The sequence below is a fragment of the Roseovarius sp. B08 genome (assembly GCF_051417955.1).
Taxonomy (GTDB): Bacteria; Pseudomonadota; Alphaproteobacteria; order Rhodobacterales; family Rhodobacteraceae; genus Roseovarius.
In genome coordinates this window covers 2,658,651-2,679,187 of the sequence record NZ_JBPRLW010000001.1, presented here as the reverse complement: position 1 = coordinate 2,679,187, position 20,537 = coordinate 2,658,651, and the positions used below count along the sequence as shown (strand labels likewise).

Below are 20,537 nucleotides of genomic sequence, written 5' to 3'. Positions count from 1 at the left end.
GGCGTTGACCTGCGCCGCGCGGGACCGCAATAAAAGCCCATGAGCGAGGTTTTCACACGCAGTTTCACCCAGCAGGAGCCGATCCCCGAAGAGGGGATTCGTGCCGCGATGGAGGTGATGCAGAGCGGGCGTCTGCACCGCTACAACCTGACGCCCGGCGAGCTGGGCGAGGTGGGCCTGCTGGAGCAGGAATTCGCGGCCTACACGGGCGCGAAATACGCGCTGGCCGTCGCCTCGGGCGGGTACGCGATGGCCACGGCGCTGCGGGCACTGGGCGTGCAGCCCGGCGAAAAGGTGTTAACGAATGCTTTCACCCTGGCGCCGGTGCCGGGAGCGATTGCCAGCGTCGGTGCGGTGCCGGTGTTCGTCGGCGTGACCGAGAGTCTGACCATCGACCTTGAAGATCTGGTTAACAAGGCGGGCGAGGCGCGCATCCTGATGCTGAGCCACATGCGCGGACATCTGTGCGACATGGACCGGGTGGTGGAGATCGCCTGCGCGCATGACCTGACCATCGTGGAGGATTGTGCCCACACGATGGGGGCGGCGTGGAACGGTGTGCCGTCGGGGCGGCATGGGCTGATCGGGTGCTATTCGACGCAGACCTACAAGCACATGAATTCGGGCGAGGGCGGCCTGCTTGTGACGGACGACCCAAGCGTCATGGCGAAGGCCGCGATACTGTCGGGGTCCTATATGCTGTATGGCCGGCACGGGACGGTGCCGCCGGAGGAGGAATTCGAGAAGGTAAAGTACGACACGCCCAATGTCTCGGGCCGGATGGACCACCTGCGCGCGGCGATTTTACGCCCGCAACTCAAGGCGTTGGATGCGCAATGCGCCAAATGGAACGCGCGGTATCGCGTGGTCGAGCAGGGCCTGCGGGGCACGCCCGGACTGACGTTGGTGGAGCGGCCGGAGGCGGAGACTTATGTTGGCTCTTCGATCCAGTTCCTGTTGCTGGACTGGAGCGACGGGGCCATCGCGGAGGTGGTCGAACGGTGCGCGAAACGGGGCGTGGAACTGAAGTGGTTCGGGGGCGCGGAGCCGGTGGGGTTCACCAGCCGCTACGACAGCTGGCGCTATGCGCAGAGCATGCCGATGCCCGCAAGCGACAGGGTGCTGAAAGGCATTCTGGACATGCGCCTGCCGCTGACCTTTACCCTGGACGATTGCGCGCTGATCGCGCGGATCATCCGGGCGGAAGTGGGGGCGGTGCAACAGGCCGCTGCGTCCTGAGCCGACAAGGTTAACGGCGAATCGGAGGGCAATTCCGGACGTCGGTATCACGTCGGTATCCGGGGGGGGCGGCGCGTCGGTGCGATTGTCAGACGTTGGCGGGCTTAACGAAACGCACGCGGTTAATGCACCGCGCGGTCGTCCGGCCTTGCTGCCGGCCTGTCCTGGCGGGTCATTTCTGTGAAATATCTGTTGGAATCGGGACCGTGGAGATCGAAACCTTGGCCGAGCCTTGCGACAGTTCGCGACCGTGCGAGATGTAGACCAGCGTGTTGCGGTCCGCATCGAGGATGCGTTTCACGCGCAGGGTCTTGAAGATGATCGAGCGGCTGGCGCGGAACACGTCCTCGCCGTCTTCGGAGCGGTCGATGTCGCCGATCGTGATCGGGCCGGTCTGCTGGCATTCGATGGCGCTGTTCGAGGGGTCCTCGAACCAGTTGCCGTTGGCAAGACGGTCGATCAGGCCGCGCTCGAAATAGGCGAGATGACAGGTGACGCCCTCAACCTCGGGGTCCTCGATCGCCTCGAGGATGATGTCGTTGCCGGCCCAGTCGACGCCGATCTCGCCCACCTGCTCGGCGCGGGCGGGCGAGATCATGGGAATCGTCAGCGCGGCGATCCCGAGAAGCGCGAGGCGCATCAGAACGTGACCGTGCCGTGGGTGCCCACGTCGGGCTTGTCGTTCTGGAGCGAGGCGCGGGCGAACTCGAAGAGCGACTTGGCATTGCCGTCGGTGGCCCAGACGGCGGCCTTTTTCGGGCGCATGGACACCAGCACGATGTCGTCGTCCTGACGACCGTCCTCGAACCAGACGGCGGCCATGGGCGACCAGATCTCGTCCAGCTTGGCCTCGCTGGTTTCGACTGACAGCGCGCCGTCGATATCGGCGTAGAGCTGCGCATCGGGGCAGGCGGCGATGAACTTGCAGGTCTCGCCGTTGGCCGCGGCATCGGCGATGTCGGTGCCCTTGGCGGTCACGAACCAGATGGCGTTGTCCTCGTCGGTGATGCTGGGGGCCATGGGGCGGGGCGGGGCGCTGGGTGAGGACAGCATGCCGGCTTGCAGGCTGTCGAGGCGCTTCCACAGGGTTTCTCGCAGATCATCGGACATCGGAAGACTCCTTTGTTAGAATGAGGGTGTCTGGGGGCCCAACCCGTGGCCGGCGGAATCGGTTCCGGCGCTGCGCGCGGGATTGACGGGAGGCCGGGCCGGGACTATAAATGAACAAGTGTTCAATAAACGCCGGGAGGGGTGAGAATGTTCGACGCGGTGATGAAGTTCGACCTTGGCGACGACGTGCACAGCTTGCGCGAGATGGTGCATCGCTGGGCGCAGGAGCGGGTCAAGCCGATGGCGGCCGAGATCGACCGGACGAACGTGTTTCCGTCCGAGCTTTGGACCGAGATGGGCGAGCTGGGCCTGTTGGGCATCACCGTGCCGGAGGAGCATGGCGGCGTCGGGATGGGGTATCTGGCGCATGTCGTCGCGGTGGAGGAGGTGGCGCGGGCCTCGGCCAGCGTGTCATTGAGCTATGGCGCGCATTCCAACCTGTGCGTGAACCAGATCAAGCTGAACGGCAGCGATGAGCAGCGGGCGAAATATCTGCCGGGGTTGATCAGCGGCGAACATGTCGGCGCGCTGGCCATGTCCGAGGCGGGCGCGGGCAGTGACGTGGTGTCGATGAGCCTGAAGGCCGAGAAGCGCAACGATCACTATCGCCTGAACGGCAACAAGTACTGGATCACCAACGGGCCGGATGCCGATACGCTGGTGGTTTATGCCAAGACCGAGCCGGAGGCGGGGGCCAAGGGAATCACCGCGTTCCTGATCGAGAAGGCGATGACGGGCTTCACCACATCGGCGCATTTCGACAAGCTGGGGATGCGCGGCAGCAATACCGCCGAGCTGATCTTCGAGGACGTGGAAGTGCCGTTCGAGAACGTGCTGGGCGAGGAAGGCAAGGGCGTGAAGGTGCTGATGTCGGGTCTGGATTACGAGCGCGTGGTGCTGGCCGGGATCGGCCTGGGGATCATGGCGGCCTGCCTGGACGAGATCATGCCCTACATGGCCGAGCGCAAGCAGTTCGGGCAGCCCATCGGGAACTTCCAGCTGATGCAGGGCAAGATCGCGGACATGTACACGGCAATGAACTCGGCCCGGGCCTATGTCTACGAGGTGGCCAAGGCGTGCGACCGGGGCGAGGTGACGCGGCAGGACGCGGCGGCCTGTTGTCTTTACGCCAGCGAGCAGGCGATGGTGCAGGCGCACCAGGCGGTGCAGGCGATGGGCGGTGCCGGGTTTTTGAACGATGCCGCCGTGGCGCGGATCTTTCGCGATGCCAAGCTGATGGAGATCGGAGCGGGCACGTCCGAGATCAGGCGGATGCTGATCGGGCGCGAGCTGATGGGGGCGATGGCATAGGCCCATGAAGTTTTCCGGGGTCTCCGTGGTTCTTCGTGCCGCTTCTGGCGCTGGTCTGCTGTGGCGCCGTGCTGGCGCTTCTGTTGGGCGGGCGGTCGGTGACAACGACGGAAACCGCCGTGATCGAAGCGGTGGCGGACAGGTACGTGGCCGAGGCAGGCGCCGGGGCCGAGCGGAGCGATTGCCAGGCCACGCCGGCGGAATCGGTGTCGCTGTGGCTGGTGGTGACCTGCGGGCGTGCGGGCGGTGTGCGAGTGGAGTATTTCGTGGACCGCTTTGGCGAGGTAACCGACCGGCAAGAGATGAAGGAAGGCACGTAAGGTGTTGGAGAAAAAGTCATATGATGCGTTGAGGGCCGGATTTTCCTGGGACCTTCCGGCGCGGCTGAACATGGCGACGCAGGTCTGTGACGACTGGTCCGGGCGAGAGCCGGAACGCGTGGCGATCAAGGACCTGGCGGAGATGGGCCGGGAGCTGAGCTATGGCGATCTGCGGGACATGGCGGACCGGCTGGCGCATGCATTGGTGGCGCGTGGCGTGGCACGGGGCGACCGGGTGGGCGTGTTGCGCAGCCAGGGGGGATGGTGCGCGGCGGCGCATATAGCGATCTGGAAAATCGGGGCGGTGTCGATCCCGCTGTTCAAGCTGTTTCGCGAAGATGCGCTGACCAGCCGGGTGCGGGACGCGGGGGCGAAGATCGTCGTCACTGACGTTGAAGGTATTGATATGCTTTCGGTTTTGCCGGAAGTGGAGGCCTTCGTGCCGGAGCAGGTGGACTTGCCCGACGCGGGCTGCTTCGACACGGCCGAGACCGGGCCGGACGACCCTGCCGTGCTGATCTATACCAGTGGGACGACCGGCAGCCCCAAGGGCGCGCTGCACGGGCACCGGGTGCTGACAGGGCATCTGCCGGGGGTGGAGATGCCGCATGATTTCCTGGGCCAGCACGAAGGCGACTGCCTGTGGACGCCGGCGGACTGGGCCTGGATCGGGGGCTGTTCAATATCCTGATGCCGGGGCTTTGTCTGGGCGTGCCGGTGGTGGCGGCACGTTTGCCGAAGTTCAGTGTCGATGATTGTGTGAATATCATCCGGCAGGGCACTGTTCGGAATATATTCTTTCCGCCGACCGCCTTGCGGATGCTGAAGGCGGCGGATGCGCGGATCGACGGGCTGCGCACGGTCGCGAGCGGGGGCGAGCCGCTGGGCGCCGAGATGCTGGATTGGGGGCGGCAGGCGTTCGGGCTGACGATCAACGAGTTTTACGGGCAGACAGAGTGCAACCTTGTGGCTTGTTCGTGCCAGAGCCTGTTCGACCCGAAACCGGGGTGTATCGGCAAGGTGGTGCCGGGGCACGAGGTGGCGGTGCTGGACCGCGACGGCCGGCCCACGGATGAAGAGGGCGATGTCGCCGTAAGGCGCGGGTCGGCCAGCATGATGCTGGAATACTGGAACCGGCCCGAGCAGACGGCGGAGAAGTTCAAGGGCGATTGGATGCTGACCGGCGACCGGGGGTGTGGGACGAGGAGTTCCTGCGCTTCGTCGGGCGCGAGGATGACGTGATTACCAGTTCCGGCTACCGGATCGGGCCGGCGGAGATCGAGGATTGCCTGCTCACGCATGACGCGGTGGCGACGGTGGGCGTGGTGGGCAAGCCTGACGCGTTGCGGACCGAGATCGTGAAGGCCTATGTGGTGGTGCGGGACGGCGCGACGGCGGATGAGGCCTTGGCCGAGGCGTTGAAAACCCATGTGAAAGAACGGCTTGCGGGGTACTCTTACCCCCGCGAGGTGACGTTCCTGGACGCGCTGCCGATGACGGTGACGGGCAAGGTCATTCGCAAGGAGTTGAAGGCGCGCGCCGTGGCGGAAACGGAGGGTGAGGCATGATTGGACGCAGTATTGCGATTGTCCTGATAGCGGCAGGTGCCGCGCAGGCGCAGGAGGCACGAGTGGACGAGACCACGGTGGCGGCCTGTTTCAACGGCGCCCCGCGCGATGCGGGCGTGCCGAGCTGCGTGGGCGATGCCGCCAACCAGTGCCAGACGCAGCCGGGCGGGTCCTCGACCATCGGCGTCGTTGCGTGTGTGCAAGCCGAGACGGCGGCGTGGGATGCGATTCTGAACCGGGAGTACAAGGCGACCCGGGCGCAGGTGGATCAGTTCGATACCGGCCAACCGCCTGTGTCCGAGGCGCTTTTGACGGCGCAGCGGGCGTGGATCGCGTTTCGCGACGCCGAGTGCAGCCTGGCCTATGAGCGCAACCGGGGCGGCACGATCCGGTCGGTCGCGGCGGCGTCCTGCCTGATGCGAATGACCGCGCAGCGGGCGCTGGAACTGCGCGACATGCGCGGAGGGCTGTAGGCATGGCGTGGCGGCGCGAGTTGGTCCTGATGCTGGCGCAGGCGGCCCTGTGGCCCGCGGTGGCGCTGGCCGATGACGCGCCGCTGCCGGATTTCGCCACCTGCCTGCGCGGCGAGATCCTGCGTTACGAGCAGGCGGTCGACGCGTTTGCGCCGACCCCGGCGGAGAAGGCAGGCTACCCGCTGGCCAATGTGAACGGGGTGGAGTTTTGTGGCACGATCGGGATCGTGATCTGCGACCGGTCCGAGGAACCGCTGGGCTGTCAGAAGGCGCTGGCGGTGGAGCAGGATATCTGGCGGGCGCGGGTGCTGACCGAGTTGCCGGAGCCCGAAAACGCGGAAATCGCGGAGGCGGAAAAACCTTTTGCGGACGTGCTTTACGAGCAGCTCTTCCACCTGGCGCATGGCATGTCGGCGGGGCGGGATTGTGCCGGGCACAGCCCACGGATGGAGATGTGGTGCCGGGCCCGCGAGGCCAACGGGCGGCTGCGCGCGGCCGTGATCGCGTGGCAGGTGGCGCGCCATCAGGACATGGTGCCGCCTGCCTTCAAGGCAGGCTGGATCGCCGCGCCGGACCCGGTGCGGCCGCGTTCGAGGCCGGAAGAATGACTCAGACGCTGCGTGCCACATACGGAAACGGGGCCGGCCCGAAGGCCCGCCCCGCCTGCTTCCCCGTCCCCCAGGAAGGATCAGAACGTGTGCACGTAGGACACGCCGAAGACCCACGGGTTGATCTTGGCCTTGCCGATGTCCACGCCGTTCAGCTTGACGTCGCTTTCGATGTTCATCCAGCGGATATCGGTTCGCAGGGCGCCGCGGTCGGAGACCTTGTAGTCAAGGCCCGCGTGCAGGGCGAGGCCCCAGCTGTCGTCGAGGTCGAGGTGATTGCCGGCAAGCGGGCCGACGGCCTTCGACTCGGTGAAGGTGGTATAGTTGATGCCCGCGCCGATGAAGGGTGTGACGTTGCCTTTGTTGGTGAAGTGGTATTGCAGCGAGAGGGTGGGCGGCAGGTGCTTGACCTCGCCGATCCGGGCGCCGCCGGTGTCGATGTCATGGGCGAAGGGCCAGGCCGCCAGAAGCTCGATCCCGAGGTTGTCGGCGATGAAGTATTCACCGGTCAGCGACAGCGAGTAGCCGTTGTCGATGCTGATCGGCGTGGGGCCGGCGAGCACGCCGTTGCCGCTTTCGGGGATGACGCCGGCGAGGCCGATGCCGAGAGAGACGTCGCCGCGCTCCTGCGCGAGGGCGGGCGCGGTGGTGGCGGCGATTGCTGCGAGTGCGAGGGCGGTGAGGTGTTTCATGGTCTTTCCACTTCTGTCTTGAATGGGTGGAGTATGCCTGCGCAATCGCTAAGCCGCCTTGATGCAAGTCAAAATAGCGACGGAATGTTGATGTGGCGCCGACGGGCGCCGCGCTGCTGCGCTGCGGCGGTGGAAGGGTATGTGAAAGGAGCGGTGCGATGAAGATTGCCTCGAAGATCCTGACCGGATCGGCGGAGTTCCAGGCCAACCGGGAGGCGCATCTGGAGGCGTTGGCGGTGGTGGAAGACGCCGCGCGCGCGGCGGCCGAAGGTGGCGGCGCGGCCGCGCGGGAGCGCCACAAGAGCCGGGGCAAGATGCCTCCGCGCGAGCGGGTGGCGAATCTGCTGGACCCGGGCAGTCCGTTCCTGGAGGTGGGTGCGGTAGCGGCGCACGGGCTCTACGACGGCGCGGCGCCTTGTGCAGGCGTGATCGCGGGCGTGGGGCGCGTGCAGGGGCGCGACTGCATGGTTGTGTGCAATGACGCCACGGTGAAGGGCGGCACGTATTATCCGATGACCGTCAAAAAGCACCTGCGCGCGCAGGAGATCGCCGAGGAATGCCGCTTGCCCTGCATCTACCTGGTGGATTCGGGCGGGGCGAACCTGCCCAACCAGGACGAGGTGTTCCCTGACCGGGATCATTTCGGGCGGATTTTCTACAACCAGGCGCGGATGAGCGCGAAGGGGATTGCGCAGATCGCTGTCGTCATGGGGTCGTGCACGGCGGGCGGGGCTTATGTGCCGGCGATGAGCGATGTGACGATCATCGTGCGCGACCAGGGGACGATTTTTCTGGCCGGGCCGCCGCTGGTGAAGGCGGCGACGGGCGAGGACGTGACGGCAGAAGACCTGGGCGGGGGAGATGTGCACACGCGGCTGAGTGGCGTGGCGGATTACCTGGCGGAGGACGATGCGCATGCGCTGGCCCTGGCGCGGCGGGCTGTGGGGTCTTTGGGGGGTGGGTTGTCACCCACCCTACGGCTGGAGGCGCCGGAGGAGCCGGCCTATGACCCCGAGGAGATCCTGGGCGTGGTGCCGGGGGACCTGCGCACGCCTTACGACATCCGCGAGGTCATCGCGCGGCTGGTGGATGGCAGCCGGTTCGACGAGTTCAAGGCGCGGTTCGGGGAGACGCTGGTGACGGGTTTTGCCCATGTGGAGGGATGTCCTGTGGGGATCGTCGCCAACAATGGCGTACTGTTCTCCGAAGCCGCCCAGAAAGGCGCGCATTTCATCGAGCTGTGCAGCCAGCGCAAGGTGCCGCTGGTGTTCCTGCAGAATATCACCGGGTTCATGGTGGGCCGGCGGTACGAAAACGAAGGGATCGCGCGGCACGGGGCCAAGATGGTCACGGCGGTGGCGACGACCTCGGTGCCCAAGGTGACGATGCTGGTGGGCGGGTCGTTCGGGGCCGGGAACTATGGCATGGCCGGGCGGGCCTATCAGCCGCGCTTTCTGTGGACCTGGCCGAATTCGAGGATTTCCGTGATGGGCGGCGCGCAGGCGGCGGGCGTGCTGGCGACAGTGAAGCGCGATGCGATCGAGCGGAAGGGCGGGACATGGAGCGCCGAGGAGGAAGCGGCGTTCAAGCAGCCCACTGTCGATATGTTCGAGGCGCAGAGCCATCCGCTTTATGCCAGCGCACGGCTTTGGGATGACGGGATCATCGATCCGCGGAAGTCGCGGGCCGTGTTGTCGCTGAGCCTGCGGGCGGCGCTGAATGCGCCGGTGGAGGAGACGCGGTTTGGTCTGTTCCGGATGTGAGGTGCGTGGGCGAGGGGCCAGCCCCTCGCGCTCCCCGGGATATTTTTGGCCAGAAGAAGAGGCGGCGCAGGAGATGGCGCGGAGTTTGGAGACCGAAGATGTTTGACACGATCCTGATTGCCAACCGGGGCGAGATTGCCTGCCGGGTGATGGAGACGGCGCGGGCCATGGGGGTGCGCTGCGTTGCGGTCTATTCCGATGCCGACCGGGCGGCGCGGCACGTGGCGCTGGCGGATGCCGCTGTGCATATCGGCGGGGCGGCGCCGGCGGAGAGTTACCTTGACGGCGCCAAGATCATCGCGGCGGCGCGGGAGAGCGGCGCGCAGGCGATCCATCCGGGTTATGGGTTTCTGAGCGAGAACCCGGATTTCGTGGAGGCGGTCGAGGCGGCGGGGCTGACATTCATCGGGCCGTCGGCCAAGGCGATCCGGGCGATGGGGCTGAAGGACGCGGCCAAGGCGCTGATGGACGAGGCCGGGGTGCCTGTTGTGCCGGGCTATCATGGCGAAGACCAGGATCCGGGGCACCTGGAGGTGGAGGCGGACCGGATCGGGTATCCGGTGCTGATCAAGGCCGTGGCGGGCGGCGGCGGCAAGGGGATGCGGCTGGTCGAGGACGCGAAAGATTTCGTCGATGCGCTGGAGAGTGCAAAGGCCGAGGCCCGTACCGCGTTCGGCAACGACGCGGTGCTGATCGAGAAGTATATCCAGCAGCCGCGGCATATCGAGGTGCAGGTCTTTGGCGATGGGCAGAGCGCCGTGCATCTGTTCGAGCGGGATTGTTCGTTGCAGCGGCGGCACCAGAAGGTGATCGAGGAGGCGCCGGCGCCGGGGATGACGCCAGAGGTGCGGGAGGCCATGGGGGCGGCGGCGGTGCGCGCGGCGGAGGCGATCGGCTATGCCGGGGCGGGGACGGTGGAGTTCATCGTGGACGGCTCGGATGGGCTGCGCACGGACGGGTTCTGGTTCATGGAGATGAACACGCGGTTGCAGGTGGAGCATCCGGTGACGGAAGAGATCACGGGTGTCGATCTGGTGGAGTGGCAGTTGCGGGTGGCCGCGGGCGAGGGTCTGCCGAAGCGGCAGGAAGAGCTGAGCATCAATGGGCACGCTTTCGAGGCGCGGCTCTATGCGGAGGACGTGCCGAAAGGGTTCCTGCCGGCGACCGGGCGGTTGCGGCATTTGGCGTTTCCGGCAGGCGCGCGGGCGGACACCGGCGTGCGGGCGGGGGACGAGATTTCCCCGCATTACGATCCGATGATCGCCAAGCTGACCACGCATGGGCCGACGCGGGCCGTGGCGCTGCAGCGGCTGGGCGCGGCGCTGGAGGCGACGCAGGTGGCCGGGACGGTGACGAACCTGGCCTTCCTGGGGGCGCTGGCACGGCACGCGGGGTTCGGCCGGGGGGAGGTGGATACCGGGCTGATCGCGCGGGATCTGGAGGCGTTGAGTGCGGCGCCGGTGGTGACTGACAGGACCGTGGCGCTGGCGGCGTTGGCGAGCCTTGGGTTGTTGGACGGCGGCGGGCCGGCGACGGGCTTTGTCCTGTGGCGGCCTTTGCGGTGGAGCGCGGTGCTGCGGCGCGAGGGCGAGGAGGTTCAGGTAAAAGTGCAAAGCCTGTCGGCGGAGGCGCATGACGTGGAGGTCGGTGAGCGCATGGTTGAGGCGCGGCGCGTGGGCGGGCGCTGGCAGCTGGACGGCCAGCTTGCGCCGGAGGTGGCGGTGACGGGCGACCTGGTGACGGTCTTTGCGGGCTACGGGATCGGGTTCGACATTCTCGATCCGCTGGAGCGGGGCGAGTTTGCCGCAGGCGACGCCAGCGTGATCGAGGCGCCGATGCCGGGGATGGTCAAGGCGGTGTTCGCCGAAGCCGGGCAGGAAGTGGCCAAGGGCGACCGGCTGGCGGTGCTGGAAGCGATGAAGATGGAGCACAGCCTGCTGGCCCCGCGCGACGGGGTGGTCGCCGAGGTGCTGGCCGATGCGGGCAGCCAGGTGGAGGCGGGCGCGGCGCTGATCCGGTTGGAGGAGGACGCGGAGGCGGCGGCGTGACGGAGGGGCTGCGGCTGACCGGCTATCGTTTCAGCGTCTATACGCGCAGCGTGCGGATGGTGCTGGCGGCGAAGGGGCTGGGCTATGACTATGCCGAGTGCGACCCGTTCGGCGAAGGCTCGGGGGCGCTGAGCCGGCTGCATCCGTTTGGCCGCGTGCCGGTGCTGGAGGCAGGGGCGTTCCGGCTGTGGGAGACGCAAGCGATACTCGATTACCTTGAGGGCATCGCGCCGGAACCGCGCTTGGTACCCGAAGCCCCGGAGGCCAGGGCGCAGATGCGGCAGGTCATGGGGATTGCGGACAGCTATGCCTACGGGCCGCTGGTGCGGCAGGCCTTTTCCCACGGGGTCTTCGCGGCGCTGGAGGGCGCGAGTGGAGACGATGCCGCCCTGGCCGAGGGGCTGGCCGAGGCGCCGCGCGTGCTGGACGCACTGGAGGAGATTGCGGCGGAAGACCTGGTGCTGCGGCCCGGCGCGTTGGACCTGGCAAGCTGCCACCTGTGGCCGATGCTGGACTATTTCGCCATGGTGCCGGGCGGTGCGGAGATGATTGCCGCGCGGCCCGCGCTGGCGGCGTGGTGCGATTGGATGGAAACCTGCGACGTGGCACAAGAGACGCGTCCGAACCTGACCAGGGAGGCGATGGCGTGATTGTCCTGCACCATGTGCCGCAAAGCCGCTCGATGCGGGTGCTGTGGCTGCTGTACGAACTGGAGGGCGTGGCGTTTCGCGTGGTGACTCATGCGTTCGACAAGAGCCTGCGGCAGCCCGAGTTCCTGAGCCTGTCGCCCGCAGGGCGCGTGCCTGCTTTGGAGATCGAGGGCGAGCGGATGTTCGAATCGGGCGCGATGATGGAATACCTGTGCGAGAAGTTCCCCGAGCGGGGGATGGGCCGGATGCCGGGCGACATGGATCGGATGGCCTGGCTGGTCTGGTTGCATTTCGCCGAGACAGTCAGCCAGCACGTGGCGATCCTGACCCAGCAGCACATCATGCTGCGCGAGGATCACATGCGCAGCCCGACGGTGATGCGGCTGGAGGTAGCGCGCCTGCGCAAGTGCTATGGCGCGATCGAGGCGCGGCTGAGCACGCCGGTGGAGAATCGCGACTACCTGCTGACCGGAGGCTATTCGGCCTGTGACATCGCCGTGGGGCAGGCGGTTTACATGGCGCGGCATTTCGCGACGCTGGACGGGTTTCCCGAGACGGCGAAGTGGTATGAACGGCTGAGCGAGCGGGCGGCGTACCGGGCGGCGTTGCCGGGACAGACCGACGCGCGGATATATGAACAGGCGTTCTATGCGGCGCCGGAGGAGGATGAGCGTGGCTGAACGGGTCGAGATATTCGAGGTGGGCCCGCGCGACGGGTTGCAGAACGAACAGCACGAGATCCCGGTGGCCGACAAGGTGGCGCTGATCGACTGCCTCAGCGGCGCGGGCTTTCGCCGGATCGAGGTGGCGAGCTTCGTCAGCCCCAAATGGGTGCCGCAGATGGCAGGCTCGTCCGAGGTTCTGGCGGGGATCACCCGTGTGCCGGGGGTGAGCTATGCCGCGCTGACGCCGAACATGCGCGGGTTCCAGGACGCGATGGCCGCGGCGGCGAACGAGGTGGCGATCTTCGGGTCGGCCTCGGAAGGGTTTTCCAAGGCCAATATCAACGCCACGATCGAAGAGAGTTTGCAGCGGTTTGCCCCGGTGGCCGAGGCGGCGCGGGAGGTGGGCGTGCCGCTGCGCGGCTATGTTTCCTGCGTGACGGACTGTCCTTATGACGGGAGGGTTTCGCCGGAGCAGGTGGCCGAGGTTGCGGGACGGCTGTACGAGATGGGCTGTTATGAGATCAGCCTGGGCGACACGATCGGGCAGGGCACGCCCGAGACCATCGCGGCGATGCTGCGCGCGGTAGTGCAGGTGGTGCCGGCGGAGAAGCTGGCGGGACATTACCATGACACGGGCGGCCGGGCGCTGGACAACATCGAGATGTCGCTGGAGTTGGGCGTGCGGGTGTTCGACGCGGCCGTCGGAGGTCTTGGGGGTGTCCCTATGCGCCGGGGGCGAAGGGCAACGTGGCCACCGAAAAGGTACATGACCGGCTGACGGCGCTCGGGTACGAGACCGGGCTGGACCGGCACGTGCTGGAGCGGGCGGAGAAGATGGCGCGCGCGATGCGGGCCGGGTGACAAGAATTTTTGGAAAATTCTTGTCAAAATTCCTGGAAGAATTTTGGCGCGGGGAGAGAGCGGATGTATGAGACGGTGAGGATCGAGCGCGATGCGCGCGGTGTGGCGACGCTTCGGCTGGACCGGGCGGACAAGCACAACGCGCTGTCGGCGCGGATGATCGCGGAGTTGCATGCCGCCGCCGATGAACTTGGCGCGGATGACAATGTGCGCGTGGTGGTGCTGGCCGCCGAGGGCAAGACATTCTGCGCGGGCGGAGACCTGGGCTGGATGCGCGACCAGTTCGAGGCCGATCCTGAAACCCGTGCCGGGGAGGCGGGCAAGCTGGCCTATATGCTGCAGGCGCTGAACACGCTGCCCAAGCCCCTGATCGGCCGCGTGCATGGCAATGCGTTCGGCGGCGGTTTGGGCATGGTCTCGGTCTGTGACGTGGCGGTGGGGTCCGAGGGCGTGCAGATGGCGCTGACCGAGACGCGGCTGGGGCTGATCCCGGCCACCATCGGGCCTTACGTGGCGGCCCGGATGGGCGAGGCGCGGGCGCGGCGGGTCTTCATGTCGGGCCGGCGGTTCGGGGCCGCCGAGGCGGTACGGATGGACCTGCTGGCCCGCGCCGTGCCCGGCGACGTGCTGGATGCGGCGGTCGAGGACGAGGTGGCGCCCTACCTGGACTGTGCGCCCGGGGCCGTAGCGCAGGCCAAGGCGCTGTTGCGCCGTCTGGGCCCGCCGATCGACGACGGCGTGATCGACGACACCATCAAGGCGCTCAGCGCCTGCTGGGCCGGAACCGAGGCGCAGGAAGGGATCGCGGCCTTCTTCGACAAGCGCGATCCGCCGTGGCGCGGCGGCGATTGATCGCCGGATTTCCCGCGGCTTTTAACGATAATTCAATCTTTCTGACGCTTTCTGGCCCGGGTCGGGACGGAAAGGACAGTCATGAAGCGGATGATGCAGGCCTTCGGCGCGTTGGAAACGGTGATCCTTGGCGCCGGGTTCTGGTGGCTCGCGGCGGGCTTTGCCGCGGCGCAGGAGGGTATCTATTCGTCGTCGGACGGCAGGTTGCGTGCCGATCTGCGTTTTTCCGAAGAAATGTTCGACCGCCAGAACGACGTGACGAACAAGGCGGCGCTGTTGTTGCGCGCGCGGGCCGGCGGACGGGTGCCGGAAGGGTCGCTGACCTTCGGCGGGCGACTGATCGCGACGTGGATATCCGAGCGCAGCAACACGCCGGGCAAGTTCCCGATCCTGTCGCGGCTGCCACCGACCCATACGGCGGGCCGGTCGGACGGCTATGGCGTGATCAACGAGATCTCGCTGAACGCCACGCTGGCGCTGCCCTGGGTCACGGGCTTTGTGCAAGGCGAGTTCACCGAGGTCGAGTATCCCGGGCAGGACGACATCCAGCTGCGCAAGTACATGCTGGTGCTGGGGGATCTGAGCCGGTCGCCGTTTTACCTGGCGGTGGGGCGCAAGACCTTGAATTTTGGCAATTTCGCCAGTTACGCGCCGTTCACCCACACGCATTCGAGCCACTATTTCTGGGCTCAGAGCGAGGACCCGGTGATCGAACTGGGCTATGTCACGGACCGCACCGAACTGGCCTTTACGTCGATCCCGGCGCATCGCGGCAACCGGGTGATCAGCAGCCCCAGGAACGACGGCGCGCTGTCGAATTTCGCTGTGAACGGATCGCACCGGTTCGGGGTCGCGCCGAGGCATGACCTGACAATCGGGGCCGGGTACCTGCGCGGGTCGATCTATGACAGCACGATCGCGCATCACCCGCCGGGGCGGGGGATCAACCGGTTCTGGAACGAGCTTTGGGATGTGAACCTGACCTGGAGCGGGCCGCGGTTCGATGTGCAGGCGGAGTTCACGCGGTCGATGCATGACTGGCCCGCGACGGGGCATCACGTGCAGGCCACGACGGTGCAGGCCCGCTGGCATCGGCAGATCGCGGGCAACCCGGTGACGTGGTCGATCTCGGCCAGCCGCGGCGTTCAGGGCCGTGACGGCAGCGAGTGGGAACGGATGGAGCAGGTGATTCTGGGTGTGGAGTACGAGGCCGCGCCGCATGTCACGCTGGGGGCGGAATACATGTATAACGCGGGCTTCGTGCCGCTGATCCTACCGACATTCACAGGCGACCGGTCGGTGGAGTCGCATACGCTGATCGCCGGCGTGAAGCTGACCTTCTGACCGGGGGCCGCTGAAGGGAGCGCGCGGCGCAGAGCGATATGCGTCGCGCGAAGTCGCGATCCGGGCCTGTTCGTGCCCCCGAAGTGCCGGGGCGTTTCGCGCCCGAACCGGGACGCGTCAATTTGTCTGGTACACCAAAAACCACGTATTTCCGATACAGCAGCGTATTCGCGGTTTTCCTTGTGTCGAAGGGCGCGCGAAATCACGTCTCGCTTGGTTGACCCTGCCCCGGGGCAGCGGTAAACCCTCACGAGTACTGTACGCCAATCTTATGCGCGGCCCGCCTTGACGGCACGGCGCGCATGAAAGGAGCCACACGTGGAAGAGATGCTGCGGGAGTACCTCCCGGTTCTCGTTCTTCTGGGGATAGCCATCGGTCTCGGACTTGTCCTGATCCTCGCGGCGGTCGTTCTGGCCGTGCGCCACCCGGACCCCGAAAAGGTCAGCGCCTACGAATGCGGCTTCAACGCCTTCGACGACGCGCGGATGAAGTTCGATGTCCGGTTCTACCTTGTCTCGATCCTGTTCATCATATTCGATCTGGAAATCGCGATGCTGTTTCCCTGGGCCGTGGCCTTTGCGGATCTGAGCATGACCGCGTTCTGGTCGATGATGGTTTTCCTGGCGGTGCTGACGGCCGGGTTTGCCTATGAATGGCGGAAAGGGGCGATGGAATGGCAGTAGAGGACAAGACCGCGCACACCACCGATGACGAGATGGTCACCGAGGTGCAGAGCGAGGGCTATCAGTCGCCGCGGGTCAAGACCGGACCGTCGAGCCAGGTGCCGCTGGAGGCCTATGCCGACGACTATCAGCGCGACACCGCCACGCAGGCGCTGAACCGCGAGTTGCAGGACAAGGGGTTCCTTGTCACGTCGACCGAGGACATCATCAACTGGGCGCGCACCGGCAGCCTGCACTGGATGACCTTCGGGCTTGCGTGCTGTGCCGTCGAGATGATGCACACCTCGATGCCGCGCTATGACCTGGAACGGTTCGGCACGGCGCCGCGCGCCAGCCCGCGCCAGTCGGACCTGATGATCGTGGCCGGCACGCTGACCAACAAGATGGCGCCGGCGCTGCGCAAGGTCTATGACCAGATGCCCGAGCCGCGCTACGTGATCTCGATGGGGTCCTGCGCCAATGGTGGGGGCTATTACCACTACAGCTATTCGGTGGTGCGCGGCTGTGACCGGATCGTGCCGGTGGATGTCTATGTGCCCGGCTGCCCGCCCACGGCGGAGGCGCTGGTCTATGGTATCATGCAGCTGCAACGCAAGATCCGGCGTACCGGAACGATCGTGCGCTGAGGCGCCTTTGGGGGATGCAAGATGACTGATGCGCTGACCGAACTGGCCACCCATATCGAAACCCGCCGCCCCGATTGCGTGGCCGGCTGGTCGGTGGATCGCGGCGAATTGAACATGACCGCGACCCTGTCGAGCCTGAAGGGGCTGGTGGAGTTCCTGAAGGTCGATCCGAACTGCCGCTTTTCGACGCTGGTGGACATCACCGGCGTGGATTACCCGGACCGGCCCAAGCGGTTCGACGTGGTCTATCATTTTCTGAGCATGTACCAGAACCAGCGCATCCGCCTGCGGGTGGCGGTGCGCGAAGAGGACATGGTGCCGTCGATCACCGATGTGCACCCCTCGGCCAACTGGTTCGAGCGCGAGGTGTTCGACATGTTCGGCATCCTGTTCAGCGGCCACCCGGACCTGCGGCGAATCCTGACCGATTACGGCTTTCGCGGCTTCCCGCTGCGCAAGGATTTCCCGACCACCGGTTATACCGAGGTGCGCTATGACGAGGTGCAGAAGCGCGTGGTCTACGAGCCGGTCAAGCTGGTGCAGGAATACCGGCAGTTCGACTTCATGAGCCCGTGGGAGGGTGCCGACTATATCCTGCCGGGCGACGAGAAAACCGACGAGAAGGCCAAGTGAGCCGGATCGGAAAAGGGAGCGGCGGACATGTTCTGGGCGATACTGTTCATGGCGGCGTTCGTGGTTCCCTTCTGGAAGCTGCTGCCGGGCTACGGCATTGCCAGCGCCTGGGCGCTGGTGGCGATCTTTCCGCTGGGCGCGCTGGCGCTTTTGTACCTGATGGCGTTCGGCCCCCGCGCGGACGATAGAGGATAAGGAGACCAAGGATGATGGACGGCTCCAAACCGCTGATCAAAGGCTTTGCCGATACCGAGACCGGCGAGCAGAAGATTCGCAATTTCAACATCAACTTCGGCCCGCAACACCCTGCGGCGCATGGCGTTCTGCGTCTTGTGCTGGAGCTGGACGGCGAGATCGTGGAGCGCTGCGACCCGCATATCGGCCTGCTGCACCGTGGCACCGAAAAGCTGATGGAAAGCCGCACCTACCTGCAGAACCTGCCCTATTTCGACCGGCTGGATTACGTGGCGCCGATGAACCAGGAGCACGCGTGGTGCCTGGCGATAGAGAAGCTGACCGGAGTGCTGGTGCCGCGCCGCGCGAGCCTGATCCGGGTGCTGTTCTCGGAGATCGGGCGGGTGCTGAACCACCTGCTGAACGTCACCACGCAGGCGATGGACGTGGGCGCGCTGACCCCGCCGCTGTGGGGGTTCGAGGAGCGCGAGAAGCTGATGATCTTCTACGAGCGGGCCTGTGGCGCGCGGCTGCACGCAGCCTATTTCCGGCCCGGCGGCGTGCACCAGGATCTGCCGCCCGAACTGCTGGACGATATCGAGACATGGGCGCGGGACGAGTTTCCGAAATTCATGGACGATATCGACGGCCTGCTGACGGAAAACCGGATCTTCAAACAGCGTAACGCGGATATCGGCATCGTCAGCCAGCAGGAGGCGCTGGACTGGGGCTTTTCCGGGGTGATGGTGCGGGGCAGCGGCATGGCGTGGGATTTGCGCCGGGCGCAGCCCTATGAATGCTATGACGAGTTCGACTTCAAGATCCCGGTGGGCAAGAACGGCGACTGCTATGACCGTTACCTGTGCCGGATGGAGGAGATGCGGCAGTCGGTTTCGATCATCCTGCAGGCGATCGAGAAGCTGCGTGCACCCGAGGGGCAGGGCGATATCCTGGCCCGGGGCAAGATCACGCCGCCCAAGCGCGGCGAGATGAAGACGTCGATGGAAGCGCTTATCCATCACTTCAAGCTGTATACCGAAGGGTTCCACGTGCCCGAGGGCGAGGTGTATTGCGCCGTCGAGGCGCCCAAGGGCGAGTTCGGCGTCTACCTGGTGTCGGACGGCACCAACAAACCCTACCGCGCCAAGCTGCGCGCGCCGGGTTTCCTGCACCTGCAGGCGATGGACCATGTGGCGGGCGGGCATCAGCTGGCCGACGTGGCGGCGATCATCGGGACGATGGACGTGGTGTTTGGGGAGATCGACCGCTAGGCGGTGCACCGGGTATTTCCCTGCAGAATGACAAGGCCGGAACAGGGCGGCGAAGGTTCGGAGAGACGACAAGATGAAGAAGAAGATCGGTTTGATGGGCGCCATTGCGGCGATGGGGATCGTCGCGGGCTGCACCGCGCCGCCCGAGGGGACGGGCGAGCAGGACGTGGCCAAGTTTCAGGTCGCGGTGGCCAGCATCGGCTGCACCCTGAAGACCGAGGCGGATTACCTGCCGGTCGAATTGCAGACCGGCCTCAGCCGCGAGCAATCGACCCAGATGGCCGCCTACATGGTCACCACCGAACGCGCCGTGCGCCTTGAGGGCGGCGGGATCAGAATGACGACAGGAGCCTGTGCAGCCTGATGCTGAGACGTCTACACAGAGAACAGCCCGAGAGCTTTGCCTTCACGCCCGACAACCAGGCGTGGGCCGAGGCGCAGATCTCGAAGTATCCGCAAGGGCGACAGGCGAGTGCCATCATCCCGCTTCTGTGGCGCGCGCAGGAGCAGGAGGGCTGGCTGAGCCGTCCGGCGATCGAGCATATCGCCGAGATGCTGGAGATGGCGCATATCCGGGCGCTGGAAGTGGCCAGCTTCTATTTCATGTTCCAGCTGTCGCCGGTGGGCAGCGTGGCGCATTTCCAGATTTGCGGCACCACGTCCTGCATGATCTGCGGGGCCGAGGACTTGATGGCGGTCTGCCGTGAGAAGATCGCCGACACGCCGCATACGGTCAGCGCGGACGGCAAGTTCAGCTGGGAAGAGGTCGAGTGCCTGGGGGCCTGTGCCAACGCGCCGATGGCGCAGATCGGCAAGGATTACTATGAAGACCTGACCGCCGAGCGGTTCGCCGAGATGATCGACGAGTTCGCCGCCGGCAAGGTGCCCGTGCCGGGGCCGCAGAACGGGCGCTATGCGTCCGAGCCTCTGGCCGGTCTGACGACGCTGAAGGAGTTCGACTCGGGGCATACGAAGTATAATGGCTCGGTCCAGCGGGCGGTCGATTTGAACGACACGATCAAGCGGATCGACGGGTCCGAGGTGCCGCTGGCAGCGCCGTGGCGCGAGCACGGGGCGAACCACCAGCCTGCGCCGCCGAAGGTGAAGATAAACGAGTCGCCGGCGAACCCGGGGCTGAATGCCGCGAAGCCTGACCGCTCGGAAGGGCGGCCCGCCGACGATACCGGCGTGACCAAGGCCGAGGCGCCCGCCAAGAGCAAGGCCAACCCGGTGTCCAAGGACGAGCCCGCCGGCGAGGACAAGAGCGAAAAGGCCAAACCGAAGGCCGCTGCCAAGGCTGACGCGTCGGCAGAGGGCGAGGGCACCAAGCCAGCGACGATGGACGCGCCGCGCGAAGGTGGGGCAGATGACCTGAAGATGATCAAGGGCGTGGGGCCGAAGCTGGAAAAGCTTCTGCACTCGATGGGCTTTTACCATTTCGACCAGATCGCCGCATGGGGGCCGGAGGAGGTCGCCTGGGTGGATCAGAACCTGGAAGGGTTCAAGGGACGGGTGAGCCGGGACGACTGGGTCGCCCAGGCGCAGACCCTGGCCGATGGTGGTACGACGGATTTTTCGAAGAAAGCCAAAAAGGGGGACGTCTGACAGACGATCTTCACGCCACAGGGAGTTTGAGCCATGTTCG

At 66.1% G+C, this 20,537-nt stretch carries 21 protein-coding genes and 2 pseudogenes; 20 read left to right on the top strand and 3 right to left on the bottom strand.

Annotated features, from left to right (window positions below):
- The first annotated feature begins 39 nt into the window (after window positions 1–39).
- Window positions 40–1,239 (top strand): DegT/DnrJ/EryC1/StrS family aminotransferase, encoded by a 1,200-nt coding sequence (locus tag ACSQ76_RS13550; RefSeq protein WP_437156994.1) that lies wholly within the window; start codon window positions 40–42, stop codon window positions 1,237–1,239.
- A 172-nt stretch (window positions 1,240–1,411) separates the two neighbouring features.
- Here the strand turns inward: ACSQ76_RS13550 and ACSQ76_RS13545 are convergent, their stop codons facing one another.
- Complete coding sequence (locus ACSQ76_RS13545) at window positions 1,412–1,879, bottom strand: CreA family protein (RefSeq protein ID WP_437156993.1); 468 nt, start codon at window positions 1,877–1,879, stop codon at window positions 1,412–1,414.
- Window positions 1,879–2,349, bottom strand: a complete 471-nt coding sequence (locus tag ACSQ76_RS13540) for a pyridoxamine 5'-phosphate oxidase family protein (protein WP_437156992.1) — start codon at window positions 2,347–2,349, stop codon at window positions 1,879–1,881. Before ACSQ76_RS13540 ends, ACSQ76_RS13545 begins: the two co-directional genes overlap by 1 nt.
- 147 nt (window positions 2,350–2,496) lie before the next feature.
- On the opposite strand from ACSQ76_RS13540, the gene ACSQ76_RS13535 reads away from it, so the two are divergent.
- The 5 genes and pseudogenes from ACSQ76_RS13535 (at window position 2,497) to ACSQ76_RS13515 (ending at window position 6,629) form a co-directional block, all read left to right on the top strand.
- Window positions 2,497–3,660 carry an isovaleryl-CoA dehydrogenase gene (locus ACSQ76_RS13535; protein WP_437156991.1) on the top strand — a complete coding sequence of 388 codons (1,164 nt, stop codon included), beginning with the start codon at window positions 2,497–2,499 and terminating at the stop codon, window positions 3,658–3,660.
- A gap of 35 nt (window positions 3,661–3,695) precedes the next feature.
- Window positions 3,696–3,980 carry a hypothetical protein gene (locus ACSQ76_RS13530; RefSeq protein ID WP_437156990.1) on the top strand — a complete coding sequence of 95 codons (285 nt, stop codon included), beginning with the start codon at window positions 3,696–3,698 and terminating at the stop codon, window positions 3,978–3,980.
- A 70-nt stretch (window positions 3,981–4,050) separates the two neighbouring features.
- Window positions 4,051–5,548 (top strand): annotated as a pseudogene (locus tag ACSQ76_RS13525) (AMP-binding protein).
- Window positions 5,545–6,021, top strand: a complete 477-nt coding sequence (locus ACSQ76_RS13520; RefSeq protein ID WP_437156989.1) for a lysozyme inhibitor LprI family protein — start codon at window positions 5,545–5,547, stop codon at window positions 6,019–6,021. The pseudogene ACSQ76_RS13525 and the gene ACSQ76_RS13520 overlap by 4 nt, the downstream one beginning before the upstream one ends.
- Before the next feature lie 2 nt (window positions 6,022–6,023).
- On the top strand, window positions 6,024–6,629 hold the full coding sequence (locus tag ACSQ76_RS13515) for a hypothetical protein (protein ID WP_437156988.1): 606 nt from the start codon (window positions 6,024–6,026) through the stop codon (window positions 6,627–6,629).
- 80 nt (window positions 6,630–6,709) lie between these two features.
- On the opposite strand, the gene ACSQ76_RS13510 is transcribed toward ACSQ76_RS13515, so the two are convergent.
- Window positions 6,710–7,321: an OmpW/AlkL family protein gene (locus ACSQ76_RS13510; RefSeq protein WP_437156987.1), complete on the bottom strand. Its 612-nt coding sequence runs from the start codon at window positions 7,319–7,321 to the stop codon at window positions 6,710–6,712.
- A gap of 158 nt (window positions 7,322–7,479) precedes the next feature.
- On the opposite strand from ACSQ76_RS13510, the gene ACSQ76_RS13505 reads away from it, so the two are divergent.
- The 14 genes and pseudogenes from ACSQ76_RS13505 to ACSQ76_RS13440 all read left to right on the top strand — a co-directional run bounded on the left by ACSQ76_RS13505 (window position 7,480) and on the right by ACSQ76_RS13440 (window position 20,497).
- Window positions 7,480–9,084, top strand: a complete 1,605-nt coding sequence (locus ACSQ76_RS13505; RefSeq protein WP_437156986.1) for a carboxyl transferase domain-containing protein — start codon at window positions 7,480–7,482, stop codon at window positions 9,082–9,084.
- A gap of 98 nt (window positions 9,085–9,182) precedes the next feature.
- Window positions 9,183–11,132, top strand: coding sequence for a biotin carboxylase N-terminal domain-containing protein (locus tag ACSQ76_RS13500; RefSeq protein ID WP_437156985.1), 1,950 nt, complete (start codon window positions 9,183–9,185; stop codon window positions 11,130–11,132).
- The gene (locus ACSQ76_RS13495; protein ID WP_437156984.1) at window positions 11,129–11,782 is read left to right on the top strand and encodes a glutathione S-transferase family protein; all 654 of its coding nucleotides are present in this window, start codon (window positions 11,129–11,131) and stop codon (window positions 11,780–11,782) included. The genes ACSQ76_RS13500 and ACSQ76_RS13495 overlap by 4 nt, the downstream gene beginning before the upstream one ends.
- Window positions 11,779–12,462: a glutathione S-transferase family protein gene (locus tag ACSQ76_RS13490; protein WP_437156983.1), complete on the top strand. Its 684-nt coding sequence runs from the start codon at window positions 11,779–11,781 to the stop codon at window positions 12,460–12,462. The genes ACSQ76_RS13495 and ACSQ76_RS13490 overlap by 4 nt, the downstream gene beginning before the upstream one ends.
- Window positions 12,449–13,308 (top strand): annotated as a pseudogene (locus ACSQ76_RS13485) (hydroxymethylglutaryl-CoA lyase). The gene ACSQ76_RS13490 and the pseudogene ACSQ76_RS13485 overlap by 14 nt, the downstream one beginning before the upstream one ends.
- 63 nt (window positions 13,309–13,371) lie before the next feature.
- On the top strand, window positions 13,372–14,160 hold the full coding sequence (locus ACSQ76_RS13480; protein ID WP_437156982.1) for a crotonase/enoyl-CoA hydratase family protein: 789 nt from the start codon (window positions 13,372–13,374) through the stop codon (window positions 14,158–14,160).
- A gap of 81 nt (window positions 14,161–14,241) precedes the next feature.
- A complete protein-coding gene (locus tag ACSQ76_RS13475; protein WP_437156981.1) occupies window positions 14,242–15,504 on the top strand; it encodes a hypothetical protein in 1,263 nt (420 codons plus the stop codon).
- 318 nt (window positions 15,505–15,822) lie between these two features.
- A complete protein-coding gene (locus ACSQ76_RS13470; RefSeq protein ID WP_057789898.1) occupies window positions 15,823–16,188 on the top strand; it encodes an NADH-quinone oxidoreductase subunit A in 366 nt (121 codons plus the stop codon).
- Window positions 16,179–16,814, top strand: a complete 636-nt coding sequence (locus tag ACSQ76_RS13465) for a NuoB/complex I 20 kDa subunit family protein (protein ID WP_306128809.1) — start codon at window positions 16,179–16,181, stop codon at window positions 16,812–16,814. Before ACSQ76_RS13470 ends, ACSQ76_RS13465 begins: the two co-directional genes overlap by 10 nt.
- A 21-nt stretch (window positions 16,815–16,835) precedes the next feature.
- A complete protein-coding gene (locus ACSQ76_RS13460) occupies window positions 16,836–17,447 on the top strand; it encodes an NADH-quinone oxidoreductase subunit C (protein WP_306128810.1) in 612 nt (203 codons plus the stop codon).
- A 27-nt stretch (window positions 17,448–17,474) separates the two neighbouring features.
- Window positions 17,475–17,642 carry a hypothetical protein gene (locus ACSQ76_RS13455; RefSeq protein ID WP_306128811.1) on the top strand — a complete coding sequence of 56 codons (168 nt, stop codon included), beginning with the start codon at window positions 17,475–17,477 and terminating at the stop codon, window positions 17,640–17,642.
- A gap of 14 nt (window positions 17,643–17,656) precedes the next feature.
- A complete protein-coding gene (locus tag ACSQ76_RS13450) occupies window positions 17,657–18,892 on the top strand; it encodes an NADH-quinone oxidoreductase subunit D (RefSeq protein WP_437158206.1) in 1,236 nt (411 codons plus the stop codon).
- A 73-nt stretch (window positions 18,893–18,965) separates the two neighbouring features.
- Complete coding sequence (locus ACSQ76_RS13445) at window positions 18,966–19,256, top strand: hypothetical protein (protein ID WP_437156980.1); 291 nt, start codon at window positions 18,966–18,968, stop codon at window positions 19,254–19,256.
- Window positions 19,256–20,497: an NADH-quinone oxidoreductase subunit E gene (locus ACSQ76_RS13440; RefSeq protein WP_437156979.1), complete on the top strand. Its 1,242-nt coding sequence runs from the start codon at window positions 19,256–19,258 to the stop codon at window positions 20,495–20,497. The genes ACSQ76_RS13445 and ACSQ76_RS13440 overlap by 1 nt, the downstream gene beginning before the upstream one ends.
- The last annotated feature ends 40 nt before the right edge of the window (window positions 20,498–20,537 follow it).